Raw genomic sequence first — 13,972 nt, 5'->3', positions numbered from 1 at the left:
GACCGTCCTGGCCAGGGACGTGGTGACCTCGGGGGTGGGCTGCGGCGGGGCCGGCAGGAGCAGCGCGAGCAGGGCGACCAGCGCGGCCAGGCGCCGTCTGCCCCGCTCCTCCCAGTCCTCGCCGTACGCGGCCCGCGCCGTGGCCTCCAGCTCCTCGACGAAGGCCAGGGCGCTCGGCGGCCGGTCCCGCGGCTCCTTGGCCAGGCCGCGCCGGACGAGCCCCTGGACCGCCTCGGGCGCGTCGTGGAAGGGCACCGGCGCGTGCACGTGCTGGTAGCCGAGCACGCTGGGCTCGGTCGACCGGTACGGCCGGTGCCCGGTCAGGCACTCGAAGAAGACCGCGGTGGCCGCGTACACGTCGGTCGCCGGCGAGGCGGGCCGGCCGGCCCACAACTCCGGCGCCATGTACGGCGGCGTCCCCTCCGGATGCGTGGCCGTGCCCTGCGGCACCGCGACGCCGAAGTCCACGAGCTTGCTCATCCCGTCGTCGCGGACGAGCACGTTCTCGGGCTTGTAGTCCTTGTGCACGACCCCGGACGCGTGGGCCCTGGCCAGGCCCAGCAGCGAGCCCTTCAGCACGACCAGCGCCGCCTCCGGCTCGGTCGTGCCGTTCTCACGCAGCAGGGCGCGCAGCGAGACGCCGTTGACCAGCTCCATCACGATGCAGGCGCCGTTCGGCTCCTGGATGTACTCCCACATCGTGGCGATGTTCGGGTCGCGCAGCGAGGTCAGCACCCGCGCCTCGGCCTGGAAGCGGGACAGGGCGGCGGGGTCGCGCAGCAGCGCCTCGGAGAGGTACTTGATCGCGACCTTCACGCCCGTCTCGTCGTGCACGCCCAGCACGACGCGCCCGCTCGCGCCCGCGCCGAGCTGTCTGATCTCCGTGTAACCGGGAGCACTCCACTCCATCGCCCTCTCCCATCAGGAGCCGGCCCACCTGATGAGACGCGTGATCAAGGAGTCGGGTTTGCCAGGTGGTTCCGGATTCATGGAACTACTCCCGACGGAGGATGTGAACCGGTATATCGATACCTTCTGGAAGTGCCGGATCCGGTTGCGGTTCGCCCCACGACGTGACCAGCGGATGCACCCCGGCCCAGACCGGCAGCGCGTAGTCCTCCTCCTCGTCCTCCGGCGCCCCGCTGCGGATCTTGACCGACGCCTCGGCCAGCGACAGAGCCAGCACGGCGGTGGCGGCCAGCTCCTTGCGCGTGGGCGGCCGGACGTAGTCCCACTGGCCGGGGGCGAGCTGCTCGGTGAGCGCCCGCAGGGCCGCCAGCCGCTCGTCGGGGTCGCTCACCAGCCGGGCGCGGCCGTAGACGATCGCCGAACGGTAGTTGAGGGAGTGGTTGAAGACCGAGCGGGCCAGCACGATGCCGTCCAGGTGGGTGACCGTGACGCACACCTCGGTGCCGTCGCCGGCCCGCAGCGAGCGAGCCCCGGTGGAACCGTGCAGGTAGAGGGTGTCGCCGATCCGTCCGTAGCCGGTGGGCACGACCATGGGATGGCCGTCGGCCACCACGCCGAGATGGCAGACGAGTCCGCTGTCGAGCACGTCGTAGAGATCGTTCCGGTCGGTGCTGCCGCGGTGCTTCTCTCGGCCGAGAACCGTGCGCGGGGTGGAGGAGAGCATGATTCGACGCTAATCGCGAAGTGGACCTATCCTGTAGGGCCACTAACCGACCCTTCCTAGAGACCACTTTCGTGCGCACCCACATTGACCTGCCGGTATCCCTGTCCCGCGACTCGGCCGCCCCGCTGACCACCCAGCTCGCCGGCTGGCTGCGGCACGCCATGATGGGCGGCGCGCTCGCGCCGGGCGAGCGGCTGCCGTCCACGCGGGCGCTGGCCGACCAGCTCAAGGTGAGCCGGACGGTCGTCACCGAGGCGTACCAGCAGCTCTACGCCGAGGGCTGGCTGGAGGGGCGCCACGGGTCCGGCACGTTCGTGGCGGCCATGGAGTCGCACGTCCCGCCGCGCGAGAGCCCGTACGAACCGGCGCCGCCCGCCCGCCGTCCCGAGGGCGAGTGGATCGACCTGCGTCCCGGGGACCCCTGGGTGCGCGACTACGACCGGGCCGCCTGGAAGCGGGCCTGGCGCAGCGCCGGCGAGCTGCCGCCCGGCGACTCGCCCGACCTGCACGGCCTGCCGCGCCTGCGCGAGCTGCTCGCCGACCACCTGCGCAGGGCCAGGGGCATGGCCGTCGGCCCCGAGAACGTCCTGGTCACCAGGGGCACCGGCAACGGGCTCGACCTGTGCGCGCTGGCCCTGCTGGCCGGCGGCGGACGGGCGGGCGTCGAGGACCCGGGCTACCACGTCGCCCGCACGGTGTTCGCGGCCAGGGGCGCCGAGGTCGTGCCCTGCCCGGTGGACGAGGACGGCGTGATCGTCGACGACCTGCCCCGCGACCTGCGCGTCCTCTACACCACCCCGGCCCACCAGTACCCGCTGGGCGGGCGGCTGCCGATCCCGCGCCGGGAACGCCTGCTGTCCTGGGCCAGGAGCACCGGCGCCACGATCGTCGAGGACGACTACGACGCCGAGTTCCGCTACGACGTCGCCCCTCTCCCCGCCCTCTACGGCCTCGACCCCACCCGCGTCGTGCTGCTCGGCTCGCTGTCCAAGACCCTGGCCCCCGACGTCGGCGTCGGCTGGCTGGTCGGCACGCCCGACCTGGTGAGCCGGATCGCCGCCCTCCGCGCCGCGGTCTCCGACCGCACCAGCGGACCGGTCCAGCAGGCCGTCGCCACCCTCCTGGAACGCGGCGACCTCGACCGCCACCTGCGCAGGATGCGCCTGGAGTACGCCCGCCGCCGGGCCGCCGTCGTGGAGATCCTCGGCCCGGTCTGCCGCCTGCGCGGCGACACCGCCGGGCTGCACGTGCTGGCCGAGCTGCCGGCGGGCGACGTCCAGGAGGTCGTGGAGCGGGCCAGGGAGCGCGGCGTGCTGCTCGACCCCGCCGACCGCCACCACCACGACCGCGCCCGCCTGCACGGCCTGGTCCTCGGCTACGGCTCGGCCTCGCTCAGGGACGTCCGGCGCGGCTGCGCGGTGCTGGCCGGGCTGATCCGGGATGCTCAGACCGGATTGAGTATCTGAGCGCTGGCGCCCGCCGGGCCGCCGTCGGCAGGGTGGCGGGCATGAAACCCTGGCTCCTGCCGGCCTCGCTGATCGTCACGGCGGTCACCGCGTGGCTCGTCCTGTACGCGGGCGTGCCCCTGTCCACCCTCCTGTCGCTGGGCCTGGGCGCGATCTGCCTGGTCTGGCTGGCCGTCCTGCTGACCTTCCCGTGGAACCTGTCCTTCGCCGCCCGGCAGGTGGTGCGCGACATCGAGGTCTCCCGCGAGACCGGCATCGACGTCCCGGCCCGCGGTGCGGAGGAGGCCAGGACGATCGCCCGCCGCATGCTCGTCCTCGCGGTCGCCGGGCACGTGGTCTCGGCCGTCGTGGTCGCGGTGGTCACGTTCTTCTCCGGGCGGCAGATCGGCTACTACTTCGCCGCGTTCTACCTGCTGGCCACCGCGTTCCGCCCGGCCGGGGCCTACGTCGGGCACCTGCGCGAGCGGGTCAGGACGCTGGGACGCGAGGTCCGCTACCCGCGCCTCGACGTGATCGCGCTGCGCGACCAGGTCGAGGCGCTGTCCGCCGCCGCCGAACGGCTCACCCGGCAGGCCGAGGAGCTCGGCGGCGAGCTCGCGGCCACCCGGGCCGGCCTGGAACGGGCCGACCACGACCTGGACCGCCGGATCACGCTGATGGCCCGCCGCTTCGAGGAGACCGTGGACGGCCTCAACGACAACCAGGAGATCATCACCGGGCTGCGCGCGTTCCTCAGACTGCTTCGCGCGGACCCTGCATAGGCGGCTCCAGACCGCGCAGGACGGGCAGCGAGCGGGCCGCGTACAGCGGGTCCACCGGCAGCACGTGCCGGGCCCACCAGCGCGCGGGGCCCGGGTCCGGCGAGGCGTCGGTGAAGCCGAGGGCGTACTCGTCGTACGGCGGGTCGTACAGGTAGCCGGTGGCCACCCCGCGGCGCTCCAGCTCGGCGACGGCCGCGTCCCTGTCGCGCACCAGCAGCGGGACGCGGAACAGCGGCTGGTCCAGGTTGTCCAGCACGGCGGGCGCCACCGTGGGCAGCTCGGCCAGCCGGGCGATCCCGGCCAGCCGCCGCGCCCGCTCGCCGGGCACCTTGGCCAGGCGCCTGGACTGGTACCAGCGGACCAGCCGCCCCCGCCGGGCGCGGTAGGCCGCCAGGTCGGCGCGTACCCACGGGTCGAACGGCGGCAGCGCGGGCACCTGCTTGAGCGCCAGCTCCAGCGCGTCGGGCTCCAGGGCGATGCGGTAGCCCTCGCGCTCCTCCTGCATGCCGAGGGCGCGCATCAGCGCGAGCGCCGGGCGGACGAGGTCGAGCCTGAGCGCGACCTGCCGGGCCATGGAGGTGGCCACGCTGAACAGGTCGGCGCGCAGCGCGCCGGGGACGAGCAGCTCGTCGCGGGCGCGTTCGAGCGCTTCGAGGTCGGCGCGGTCGGTCACCGCGAGCACGCCGCCCGAGCCCGCGCCCGGATGCTTGGACAGGCTGAAGACCCCCGCCTGGCCGAACGTGCCCAGCGGGCGCCCGCCGGGAGCGGTCTCCAGGGCGTGCGCCACGTCCTCGATCAGGATCTTTCCCGCGAAGGCCGACACCTGGTCGGGCAGGCCGTACAGGTTCGTCGTCAGGACGGCGTCCACCGTGGACAGGTCGACCCGGGAGACGTCGATGTTGCCGTCACGCGGGGACAGCGGCGCGATCACCGGGCGCAGACCGGCCGCCAGCACGAGGAAGAGGATCTCGTCGGCCGAGACCGGAGACATGAGCAGCCGCTGACCCGGCAGGCACCAGTGGCGCAGCGCGAGGTAGAGGCCGAGGCGGTTGGATGGGAGCCACAGGCAGTGCCGCCCGGTGCGCTCCGCGATGAGTCTCACCCTTGTAGGACGGTACGCAGTCGCCCGAAAGTTTTCAACGCTTTGTCGGCGGTCTTGAGCAGCAGCGGATTGGCCATCACCGTGGCACGCGTCTTGCGCACCGGCACCCGCATCATCCAGTGGACCCCCGCCGCCACGCCGGCCCTGGCCACGCGGCCCTCGGCCACCTCCAGCTCGCCGTTCTTGAGCTTCTCCTTGTACTCCTTCTCGCCCCGGCCCATGTCGATCACCTGGACGCCCGACGCGGCGGCCGCCTCGGCCATCGCCAGGTGGTGGATGAGCCCGGGGGAGTACTTGGCGTAGGCGGTGTCGTAGGCCGGGAACCAGCCGGCCAGCGTCGTGCGGGTGCGCACCCCGAAGTGCCCGGCCACCGGCACGTCGTCGACGTAGACCATGTCGAGGACGCCGGCGAAGCTGTCGGACCGGGTGGCCAGCAGCCGCTCGACCAGCTCGACGATCCACCGCTGGGAGAACCGGTCGGTGCGCCCGGTACGCCGGTACTGGTCGGTCTTCCAGCCGAGCAGCGTGTGCAGCGGCCCGGTCTCGGTGATCGCGTAGTCGTGGCGCAGCGGCCCCGACTCGCGCTGCAGCTTGCGCGACTTGGCCAGGGTTGATTTGTACGTCTTGCCGGACCGGGCGCGCAACGTCTCGGTGTAGGGGCCCCACCCGTCGCGCAGGTCGATGATCGGCGAGGGGTGCGTGGTGCACCGCCCGTCGAGCAGCGGCTGGCCGGAGACCAGGTGGTCGAACTCGTAGACCGACAGCCCGCACTCCTTGATCAACCGGCGCGGGTCGAGGTCGAGGCCCTTGGCGTGGACCAGGCCCTGCGCGTCGGTCAGCCCCGCGGCGACCGGCTTGCCGATGCCCAGCGGATGGCGTTCGAAGGGGAAGAAGCCGACGATGTCCGGCCCGTCGTACAGGACGGCCACCCGGACCAGGTCGCGGAGCTCGCCCACGGTGACCGTGAACTCCGGGGACAGGAAGGGGTTGTCGAAGGCGGCGTCGGACTCCTGCAGGGCGCGCCATCGGCTGAGCTCGGGCTGTCCCAGATCGCGAGGGTGGGCAACGGTGACGCGCATGGGCTCCTACTGTCGGCTTACCACAACCTGACCAGCATGCGGTCAGAGGTGTAGGGCCAGGTTAAAGGATGGGCGCCCATGCCTGGGATGTGCCGGGCCTACTGTTATGCAACTCTCAGCTGGCTTTCAGGACCGAGTGGCGTTCTAATGTGTGTCCATGACGGTACCAGGGATCGACTGGCCGCGGCTGGTCTCGTGGCTGGGCAGGAACGTGCCGGACGCCGGGGAGCCGCTGTCCGTCTCGCTGATCTCCGGAGGCAGGTCGAACCTGACCTACCTGGTGGAGGCGCGCGAGCGCCGGCTGGTGCTGCGCAGACCGCCGCTGGGTCACGTGCTGCCCACCGCCCACGACATGCGGCGGGAGTGGCGGGTCATCTCCGCGCTGGCGCCGACGCCCGTCCCGGTGCCCGAGCCCGTCGCCTTCTGCGCCGACGAGGAGGTGGTCGGGGCGCCGTTCTATGTCATGGGGTACGTGCCCGGCGCCGCCGTGCAGACCAAGGACGAGCTGGGGCGGCCGACGCCGGCCCAGACGCGGCGGCTGTCGGAGCGGCTGGCCGAGGTGCTGGCCGCCATCCACGCCGTGGACTACCGCGAGGTGGGGCTCGGCGACTTCGGCCGTCCCGAGGGGTACCTGGGCCGGCAGCTCGACCGGTGGTGCCAGCAGTGGGAACGGTCGAAGACCGCCGACCTGCCCGACTACGACAGCCTCGTGCGGCGGCTGCGCGAGCGGCTGCCCGCCGCGTCCGACAGCACCCTGGTGCACGGCGACTACCGGCTGGACAACACGCTGGTGCGCCTGGCGCCGCCGCCGGCCGAGATCGAGATCATGGCCGTGGTCGACTGGGAGATGTCCACGCTCGGCGACCCGCTGGCCGACCTGGGGCTCACGCTGACGTACTGGCACGACCGCGGGGACGACGAACGGGCCCGCATCCCCGTGTCGGGCGACGTGACGGTGGCGCCGGGGTTCATGAACGCCGCCGAGTTCGCCGCCCACTACGGGAAGGTCTCCGGCCGCGACATCTCGGACCTCGGGTTCTACGTGGCCTTCGGCAACTTCAAGCTGGCGGTGATCGTGGAGGGCATCCACGCCCGCTTCAAGCAGGGTAAGACCGTGGGGGAGGGGTTCGACCGCATCGGCGCGGCCGTGCCGACGCTGATCTCCCGCGCCCATCGCATGCTCGACCAGCCCTGACCCCGCCCCTGACCCCGCGAGGAGCCCCATGAGCACAGTTGCACTCATCACCGGAGCGGCCAGCGGCATCGGCGCCGCGGTGGCCCGGCGGCTGTCGTCGGGCGGCGCGAAGTGCGTCCTCGTCGACCGCGACGGCGAGGGCGTCGAGCGGGTGGCCAAGGAGGTCGAGGGCGCGTGGCTGGCCGCCGACGTCAGCACCGAGGAAGCCTCCCTGGAGGCCGTCGCGCTCGCCGAGCAGCGGTACGGCCGCCTCGACCTGGTGCACCTCAACGCCGGCATCTCCGGGGGCGTCGACCTGGCGAACTTCGACCTGGAGCGCTACCGCGCGGTCGTCGGCGTGAACGTGGACGGCGTCGTCTTCGGCGTGCGCGCCAGCGTGCCGCTGCTGGCCAGGTCGGGCGGCGGCGCGATCGTGGCCACGTCCTCGCTGGCCGGGCTGGTGGCCTTCGCCGGCGACCCGATCTACACCATGACCAAGCACGCCGTCGTCGGCCTGGTCCGGGCGCTGGCCGAGCCGCTGTCCCAGCAGAACATCCGGATCAACGCCGTCTGCCCCGGATTCACCGACACTCCGCTGGTGGCCGCCGCGCGGGAGATGTTCGTCGACGCCGGATTCCCGCTGCTCACGGCCGAGGACGTCGCCGCCGCCGTCGAGTCCGCCTTCTACACCGAGACGCCGGGCACCCTGCTCATCGTGCAGCCGGGTAGGCAGCCGGTGCCGTACCGTTACTCGGGGGTTCCCGGGCCCGCGGGCGGTCAGCACCCACCCGCTTCCGATTGACAGCAAGTCTGCTGCAAGCGGAACGATTACCGTCATAAGGGCCGGGCACTGCCTGGCCCTTGTACGTTGCGTGATGGTAAGGAGCGTTCCGTGATTCCCACCGAGGGCAGACACGCGCGCAAACGGTCGCCATGGCCGATCGCCCTGGGGGCCGGCGTCCTCGCGGTCGTGCTCGTCGTCGGCATCATGGTCTACGCGGGCATGCGGTCGAGCTCCCGCGAGGGCTTCAAAGGCGGCGAGGTGGCCGAGGTCGGGCCCACCCAGGCGCCGCCGCGGCTCGAACAGCCGCCCGTGCTCCACGACTGGCCCCGGTGGGGCATCACGCACACGCAGTACAGCACCGAGACCGAGCCGCGCCCGGTCGTCGAACAGGCCAGGGGCATGCTCGGACGGGTGCCGATGCTGCAGAACCAGCACATCATGGGCTGGGGCGTGGGCAACCCCGAGCCGAGCCCCGGCCAGTTCAGCTTCCGCGACCTCGACCGGCGGCTGACGTTCATGGCGTCGTCGCGGGCGGTGCCGGTGATCACCCTGTGCTGCGCGCCCGACTGGATGAAGGGCGGGCAGCCCGGACGTACCGACTGGAGCAAGAACCACACCGTCGCCCCCAAACCGGAGCACTTCGACGACTACGCCAAGCTGGCCGCGCGGGTGGCCCGGCAGTACCCGACCGTCAAGTACTACATGGTGTGGAACGAGTTCAAGGGCTTCTGGGACCCCTCCACCAACCGCTGGGACGCCGAGGGGTACACCCAGCTCTACAACAAGGTCTACACGGCGTTGAAGAAGGTCGACCCGCAGATCAAGGTGGGCGGGCCGTACATGCCGATCGAGACCGGCTCGGGCGGCGGGCCGTCCGAGCTGAAGGGGCCCTGGGGGACCGTCGATCAGCGGGCGCTCGACGCCATCGAGTACTGGATCGAGCACAAGAAGGGCGCCGACTTCATCGTCGTGGACGGCGCCTCGATGACGACCGACAAGGGGAACGTTCCCGACGACTTCGGCGCGCTCGCCAAGTTCGGCGCGATCACGAAGTGGCTGCGGGAGAAGAGCGACGACCTGCCCGTCTGGTGGGCCGAGTGGTACGTCGAGCCGGAGAACTCCGGGTGGAGCGAGGAGCGGCGCACGGCCGTGCAGGCGGCGGCGATGATGGAGTTCGCCAGGAGCGGCGTCACCACCGCCCTGTACTGGAACCCGCAGGTGAAGGGGACGGGCCAGTGCGACGGCTGCCTCTGGGCGCCCGGGCGGGGGGACGAGATGCCGATGGCGGGGCTGCTGAGCGGGTTCACCCGGTGGTTCCCGGCGGGGGCGCGGCTCGACGGCTCGGTGACGTCGTCCGACCCGAAGGTGAAGGTGCTGGCGCAGGAGCAGCAGGTCGTCATGGTGAACACGTCCGACCGGGAGGTGACGGCCACGGTGGACGGCAAGGCGGTGACGCTGGGGGCGTACGAGATCAAGTGGGCGGGAAGAGGCGGCGCCTGACGGCACCCGACGCCTGCGGCGCTGATGGTTTCCAAGCCCGGCGCCTAAGGCGCCCATGGTCCACCCGGCCCGTTGCCTGGTTACCGGGTGGGCCTGCTGGAGCCCACCCTGGAGAGGCGCCTGCGGCACTGACGATTTCCACCCCTGGAAGGGCGCCTTGCGCATCCCTGGTTGGCGCGTCGTTGCTTGGTCATCGGCGACGTACGGCGCTCACCTGCGCCTCGGCTCCTGGAGTTCGCCGCGGCTCCTACACCGGACTCCACGACACCGTCACCATGCGTCGAACACCCACGAAAGCCCCTCAGCCTAGGCATCGCCCTCACCCACCGGCCTGCCCCAAGCCTGCCTCGCCCTCACCCCCGGCGACCCCCGACACCCGAGCCCGCACCCAGCCCCCTCCCCACCCGACCCCGGCTTCACGATCCCGGCTTCACGATCCCGGGGCCCGTCCCGGGGCAGCCGCCCGGTACGGTCCACCGCTTCACCGATCCCGACACCCATGAACGTAGAGTGGTGCTCCATAAGCCGAAAGTGACTGACTTGTGATGCCGGGGACCGTGATGACCGACAGCAACGCCGAGCCGCCCATCGTGCACATCCTCGACCCGATGAGCGCGGCCTACGACGCCGCCTTCGCCACCTTCCTGGCCCACACCGACCAGAAGATCCGAGCTCGCGAAGAACTGGCCCGGGTCGTGGGACGGCTGCCCCACCGCCGTACGCTCATCGACGCCGGCGCGGGGACGGGCGAGACCACCGCGTGGCTGGCCCCCAGGTTCGACCGGACGATCGCCATCGAGCCGAACGAGCACCTGCGGGCCGAACTGGCCCGCAGGTGTCCCGAGGCCACGATCCTCGGTCAGGACATCGCCACCGCCGACCCGGAGGAGACCGCCGACCTGGTGTTGTGCGCGCACGTCCTGTACTACCTGCCGCAACAGTCCTGGCTGCGCCAGCTCCAGCGGCTGGCCTCCTGGACGGCCGAGGGCGGCTTCGCCGTGGTCGTCATGCAGAACCCCGACAGCGACTGCATGCGCCTGCTGCGCCGCTTCACCGGCCACCGCTACGACCTGGACGCCCTAGGACGCGCCTTCGCCGCCACCGCGGGCACCGAATGGGAGATCGGCATCAGCACCGACCCGGCCTCCGTCACCATGCCCGACCTGGAAACCGCCCTGGCCGTCGCGCAGTTCATGCTGAACGTCGTCCCGCTGTCGCAGCCGCCCGCCATGGACGAGGTCGCCGCCTACCTCCAGGAACACTTCCGCACCCCGGACGGCTACCGCCTGAGCTGCGACCAGGACTTCCTGGAACTCCAGCGCAACGGCCCAGACGCCTGACCGCAGGAAACCCGCCCGGACCGCCCAGTGGCGGCCTGACGCGGCCCTGACGGGCCTCCGTGATCGGCCGTGACGGGCCTCCGCGATCGGCACTCACTGGCCCTGGGCGGGTGGCGGCGTGACGGCCATCGTGAAGGCGGTCTCGGTGAGGAGCGCCTGGTCGAGCACGATGTGCGGCCGCGTGCCGCGTTCGAGCTGCTGGAGGCCGAGCACCACCGCCAGCGCGAGCAGCGCCCGGCGTTCCGCCTCCCCCTCGTCGAAGCCCAGCCCCACCAGGAGCCCGGCGACGAAGTCGACGCGGCGGCGGGTGACCCGGGTGACGATGTCGGCGACGCCCTCGCGTTCGGCGTCGAGGTAGAGGCGGCTCTCGCCGCCGCGCCGCCCCGCGCGGGCCGCGACCGTGCCGAACAGGGCGCGCAGCCGGGCGCGCGGCTCGGCCTCGGCGGAGGCGGCCGCGATGATGTGCTCGGTCTCCTCGGCCTCCCAGCGTTCCATGACCGCCCGGACGAGCGCGCCGCGGTCGGCGTGGTGCCAGTAGAAGGATCCCTTGGTGGTGCCGAGGTCGCGGGCGACGGCCTCGACCCGCACCGAGTCCAGTCCGATCTTGGTGAACCGCGCGTACGCCGCGTCCACCCACTGTTCCGCCGTGATCCGGCCCCCTTGCGCCATTCGCCATACGGTACCGTATAGTCCTCACCATACGGCACCGTATGGAGGCGTCATGAGAACACCCGTCTACTGGTCGTCCGCCCTGGACGACATGCCCGCGCCCGACTACGCCGACGTGGTCGTCGGCGTGCTGCCGCCGCGCGCGACCGACGACCCGCGGGCCTGGGCGAAGGCCGTCTTCTCGACCAGGTCGATGCCCCGCTGGATCGCCGCGGCCCTGTGGTTGCGCCAGGCGGTCGTGCCGCTGGTCGGCATCCCGCGCGCGCCGCGCGACGTCTTCGGGGTCGCCCGGGTCGAGGGGGAGGAGGCGCTGATCGTGGCCGACGACCGGCACCTGGACTTCCGCTGCGGGGTGGGGGTCGATCGCGAGGCCCGGCTCGTGCGGGTCACGACCACCGTCCGGCTGAAGGGCCGGCGCGGCCGGCTCTACTTCTGGCCGGTACGCCTCGTGCACCCGATCGTCGTCCGGGCCATGCTCCGCTCCGCCCAGCGCCGCCTGGGGGCGCCTAGAGGGTGACGACGACCTTGCCCGTGGCGTGGCCCTGCTCGACGTGGGCGATGGCCTCGGGCACCTGGTCCAGCCGGTACGTCCGGCTGACGACCGGGACGACCTGGCCCGCCTCGACAAGCCCGCGCACGGCGGCCAACGTGTCCCGGTCCGCGGCCGTGACGAAGTTGACCAGGCGCTGCCGGACGAACGGCTTGGTCACGAGCACGCGCAGGATGCGCCCGGTCGGCCCGAGCAGCGACCCGCCGCCGGAGCCCCCGTTGGGGACGTAGGCGCCGGTGGGGGCGAGGGCCCGCCGGTAGTCCGCGAGAGGCCGGTCGCCGACGTTGTCGAGGATGACGTCGTACCGGCCGGGATGCTGGGCGAAGTCCTGCCGGGTGTAGTCGATGACCTCGTCGGCCCCCAAGGACGCGACGAGCTCCGCCTTGCCGCCGCTGCACACGCCGGTCACCTCGGCGCCCAGCGCCTTGGCGATCTGCACCGCGAACGTCCCCACCCCGCCCGCCGCGCCGACGACCAGGACCTTCTGCCCCGGTTTGACCTCGCCTCTGGTGGCCAGGGCCTCGTAGGCGGTCAGCGCCGCCAGCGGCACGGCCGCCGCCTGCTCGTACGTCGAACCGGCCGGCTTCTCCAGCAGCACCTTGTCCTGGGGGACGGCGACGTACTCGGCGAAGGCGCCCCGGAAGTGGCCGAACACCTCGTCGCCGGGCTTCAGCCGGGTGACGTTGCGGCCCGTCGCCTCGACCTGACCGGCCAGGTCCATGCCGAGCCCGGCGAACTTGGGGCGGCGCAGCCCGCAGACGGCCCGCATCACGTACGGCAGACCGCGCACGAAGTGCCAGTCGCCCGGGTTGACGGCCGCGGCCCGCACCCGGACCAGCACATCGTCGTCGCCGACCGGCGGCGGATCGACCTCACGCAGTTCGACGACGGACTCGGGCGGCCCGTAGGCGGCGTAACGGATGGCCTTCATGGCACGCTCCTACTCGACGGTTCTGAGGATCTGCTCGATCGACGCCGTGCGGGCGCGCAGCTCGGCCAGGTCGGCGGCCGAGCGCTGCTGGGCGTCAAGGGTGTTCTCGGCGAGCTGCTCGAACCGGTGCACGAGCCGGCGCAGGTCGTCCTTCTGCAGGGCCTCCAGCTTCGCCTTGCGGAAGTCGAAGAGGCCGACGATGACCAGGCAGATCAGGAAGCCGGTCACGAGCAGCACACCGAGGATGAAGATCACCTCGGGCCAGGCGGTGGGCATCAGGGGCGCTCCTTGGGCTCCGGGTCGGGCGCGGTGAGGGTCTTGGCCGCCTCGGCCAGCGCCGCTGCGGTGAGGTGGACGTCGAAGTCGGTGACTTCGTAGTACTTCATGGCCTTGCCGTCCTCGGAGAGCTCCAGCGTGCCGACGATCAGGCCGGCCGCTTCCAGCCGCCGCAGGTGCATGTGGAGGAGCGGACGGCTGACGCCGATCTCACGGGCCAGGTGGCTCACATAGTCGCGGCCGGCGGCCAGGGTCGCGACGATGCGCACCCGCAGGGGGTTGCCCAGCGCCGCCAGCATCTCGACCAGCTCGTCACCGGTCGGCCCGGCATCGGTCATGATTTCCCGTCACGTGAAAGGTTTTCCTTACACATGAGAGCGTACCTCGCCCAAAGGGTTTTTGGGCAGAAGATTTCAGACGGTCTGCGCGGAGTCGGGTGCCTTGCGCCGCTCGCCCGTGGGCCTGCGCCAGTACGTCAGGAAGCGCAGCACCCACTCCACCGGCCCGTACCGGTGTCCCTTGAGCCACCAGTGGCTGTAGAGCACCTGGACGGTGAAGATGGCCAGCGCGATCAGCACCTCGACGCCGGGGCTGACCCGGTCCACCAGGGCCAGGCCGTAACCGGTGAAGATCAGCGAACAGATCAGCGACTGGCCCAGGTAGTTCGACAGGGCCATCCGCCCGGGGGCGGCCAGGGCCCGGCCCAC

General features: G+C 72.1%; 16 protein-coding genes. 7 read left to right on the top strand and 9 right to left on the bottom strand.

Annotated features, from left to right (window positions below):
- Together ACWCSD_RS33780 and ACWCSD_RS33775 are read right to left on the bottom strand one after the other, a co-directional pair.
- Positions 1 to 909: serine/threonine-protein kinase (locus tag ACWCSD_RS33780; protein ID WP_449920998.1), on the bottom strand; the 909-nt coding region annotated here is incomplete at its 3' end.
- An 85-nt stretch (positions 910 to 994) separates the two neighbouring features.
- The gene (locus tag ACWCSD_RS33775; protein WP_449920996.1) at positions 995 to 1,633 is read right to left on the bottom strand and encodes a pyridoxamine 5'-phosphate oxidase family protein; all 639 of its coding nucleotides are present in this window, start codon (positions 1,631 to 1,633) and stop codon (positions 995 to 997) included.
- 71 nt (positions 1,634 to 1,704) lie between these two features.
- Between ACWCSD_RS33775 and pdxR the strand changes: the two genes are divergently transcribed.
- On the top strand, positions 1,705 to 3,099 hold the full coding sequence (gene pdxR, locus ACWCSD_RS33770) for a MocR-like pyridoxine biosynthesis transcription factor PdxR (RefSeq protein WP_449920993.1): 1,395 nt from the start codon (positions 1,705 to 1,707) through the stop codon (positions 3,097 to 3,099).
- Positions 3,100 to 3,140: 41 nt separating this feature from the next.
- On the top strand, positions 3,141 to 3,860 hold the full coding sequence (locus ACWCSD_RS33765; RefSeq protein WP_397166001.1) for a hypothetical protein: 720 nt from the start codon (positions 3,141 to 3,143) through the stop codon (positions 3,858 to 3,860).
- Here ACWCSD_RS33765 and ACWCSD_RS33760 read toward each other — a convergent pair.
- A complete protein-coding gene (locus ACWCSD_RS33760) occupies positions 3,832 to 4,962 on the bottom strand; it encodes a DegT/DnrJ/EryC1/StrS family aminotransferase (RefSeq protein WP_449920990.1) in 1,131 nt (376 codons plus the stop codon). The two genes, ACWCSD_RS33765 and ACWCSD_RS33760, sit on opposite strands and share 29 nt — an antisense overlap.
- Entirely contained in the window at positions 4,959 to 6,041 is a 1,083-nt protein-coding gene (locus tag ACWCSD_RS33755; protein WP_449920988.1) for a GNAT family N-acetyltransferase, read from the bottom strand. Before ACWCSD_RS33755 ends, ACWCSD_RS33760 begins: the two co-directional genes overlap by 4 nt.
- A gap of 157 nt (positions 6,042 to 6,198) precedes the next feature.
- Here ACWCSD_RS33755 and ACWCSD_RS33750 point away from each other — a divergent pair, with 157 nt between their 5' ends.
- From ACWCSD_RS33750 to ACWCSD_RS33735, 4 genes are all read left to right on the top strand, one after another.
- On the top strand, positions 6,199 to 7,236 hold the full coding sequence (locus ACWCSD_RS33750; protein ID WP_397165996.1) for a phosphotransferase family protein: 1,038 nt from the start codon (positions 6,199 to 6,201) through the stop codon (positions 7,234 to 7,236).
- 28 nt (positions 7,237 to 7,264) lie between these two features.
- On the top strand, positions 7,265 to 8,017 hold the full coding sequence (locus ACWCSD_RS33745; protein WP_397165994.1) for an SDR family oxidoreductase: 753 nt from the start codon (positions 7,265 to 7,267) through the stop codon (positions 8,015 to 8,017).
- Between the two features lie 90 nt (positions 8,018 to 8,107).
- A complete protein-coding gene (locus ACWCSD_RS33740) occupies positions 8,108 to 9,499 on the top strand; it encodes a GH39 family glycosyl hydrolase (protein WP_397165992.1) in 1,392 nt (463 codons plus the stop codon).
- A 560-nt stretch (positions 9,500 to 10,059) separates the two neighbouring features.
- On the top strand, positions 10,060 to 10,839 hold the full coding sequence (locus ACWCSD_RS33735) for a class I SAM-dependent methyltransferase (protein ID WP_449920985.1): 780 nt from the start codon (positions 10,060 to 10,062) through the stop codon (positions 10,837 to 10,839).
- Between the two features lie 93 nt (positions 10,840 to 10,932).
- Here the strand turns inward: ACWCSD_RS33735 and ACWCSD_RS33730 are convergent, their stop codons facing one another.
- Positions 10,933 to 11,508: a TetR/AcrR family transcriptional regulator gene (locus tag ACWCSD_RS33730; RefSeq protein ID WP_449920983.1), complete on the bottom strand. Its 576-nt coding sequence runs from the start codon at positions 11,506 to 11,508 to the stop codon at positions 10,933 to 10,935.
- A gap of 52 nt (positions 11,509 to 11,560) precedes the next feature.
- Between ACWCSD_RS33730 and ACWCSD_RS33725 the strand changes: the two genes are divergently transcribed.
- Complete coding sequence (locus ACWCSD_RS33725; protein ID WP_449920980.1) at positions 11,561 to 12,025, top strand: DUF2867 domain-containing protein; 465 nt, start codon at positions 11,561 to 11,563, stop codon at positions 12,023 to 12,025.
- Here ACWCSD_RS33725 and ACWCSD_RS33720 read toward each other — a convergent pair.
- The 4 genes from ACWCSD_RS33720 to ACWCSD_RS33705 form a co-directional block, all read right to left on the bottom strand.
- Positions 12,015 to 12,989 (bottom strand): NAD(P)-dependent alcohol dehydrogenase, encoded by a 975-nt coding sequence (locus ACWCSD_RS33720; RefSeq protein ID WP_449920978.1) that lies wholly within the window; start codon positions 12,987 to 12,989, stop codon positions 12,015 to 12,017. The genes ACWCSD_RS33725 and ACWCSD_RS33720 overlap by 11 nt on opposite strands.
- A 9-nt stretch (positions 12,990 to 12,998) precedes the next feature.
- Positions 12,999 to 13,265: a hypothetical protein gene (locus tag ACWCSD_RS33715; RefSeq protein WP_352326042.1), complete on the bottom strand. Its 267-nt coding sequence runs from the start codon at positions 13,263 to 13,265 to the stop codon at positions 12,999 to 13,001.
- Positions 13,265 to 13,603, bottom strand: coding sequence for an ArsR/SmtB family transcription factor (locus tag ACWCSD_RS33710; RefSeq protein WP_352351957.1), 339 nt, complete (start codon positions 13,601 to 13,603; stop codon positions 13,265 to 13,267). The genes ACWCSD_RS33715 and ACWCSD_RS33710 overlap by 1 nt, the downstream gene beginning before the upstream one ends.
- A gap of 75 nt (positions 13,604 to 13,678) precedes the next feature.
- On the bottom strand, positions 13,679 to 13,972 hold a 294-nt coding region (locus ACWCSD_RS33705), incomplete at its 5' end, for a DUF418 domain-containing protein (protein WP_449920975.1).

It is taken from the genome of Nonomuraea sp. NPDC001684, assembly GCF_053596515.1.
This window is presented reverse-complemented; position numbering and strand designations above follow the sequence as displayed.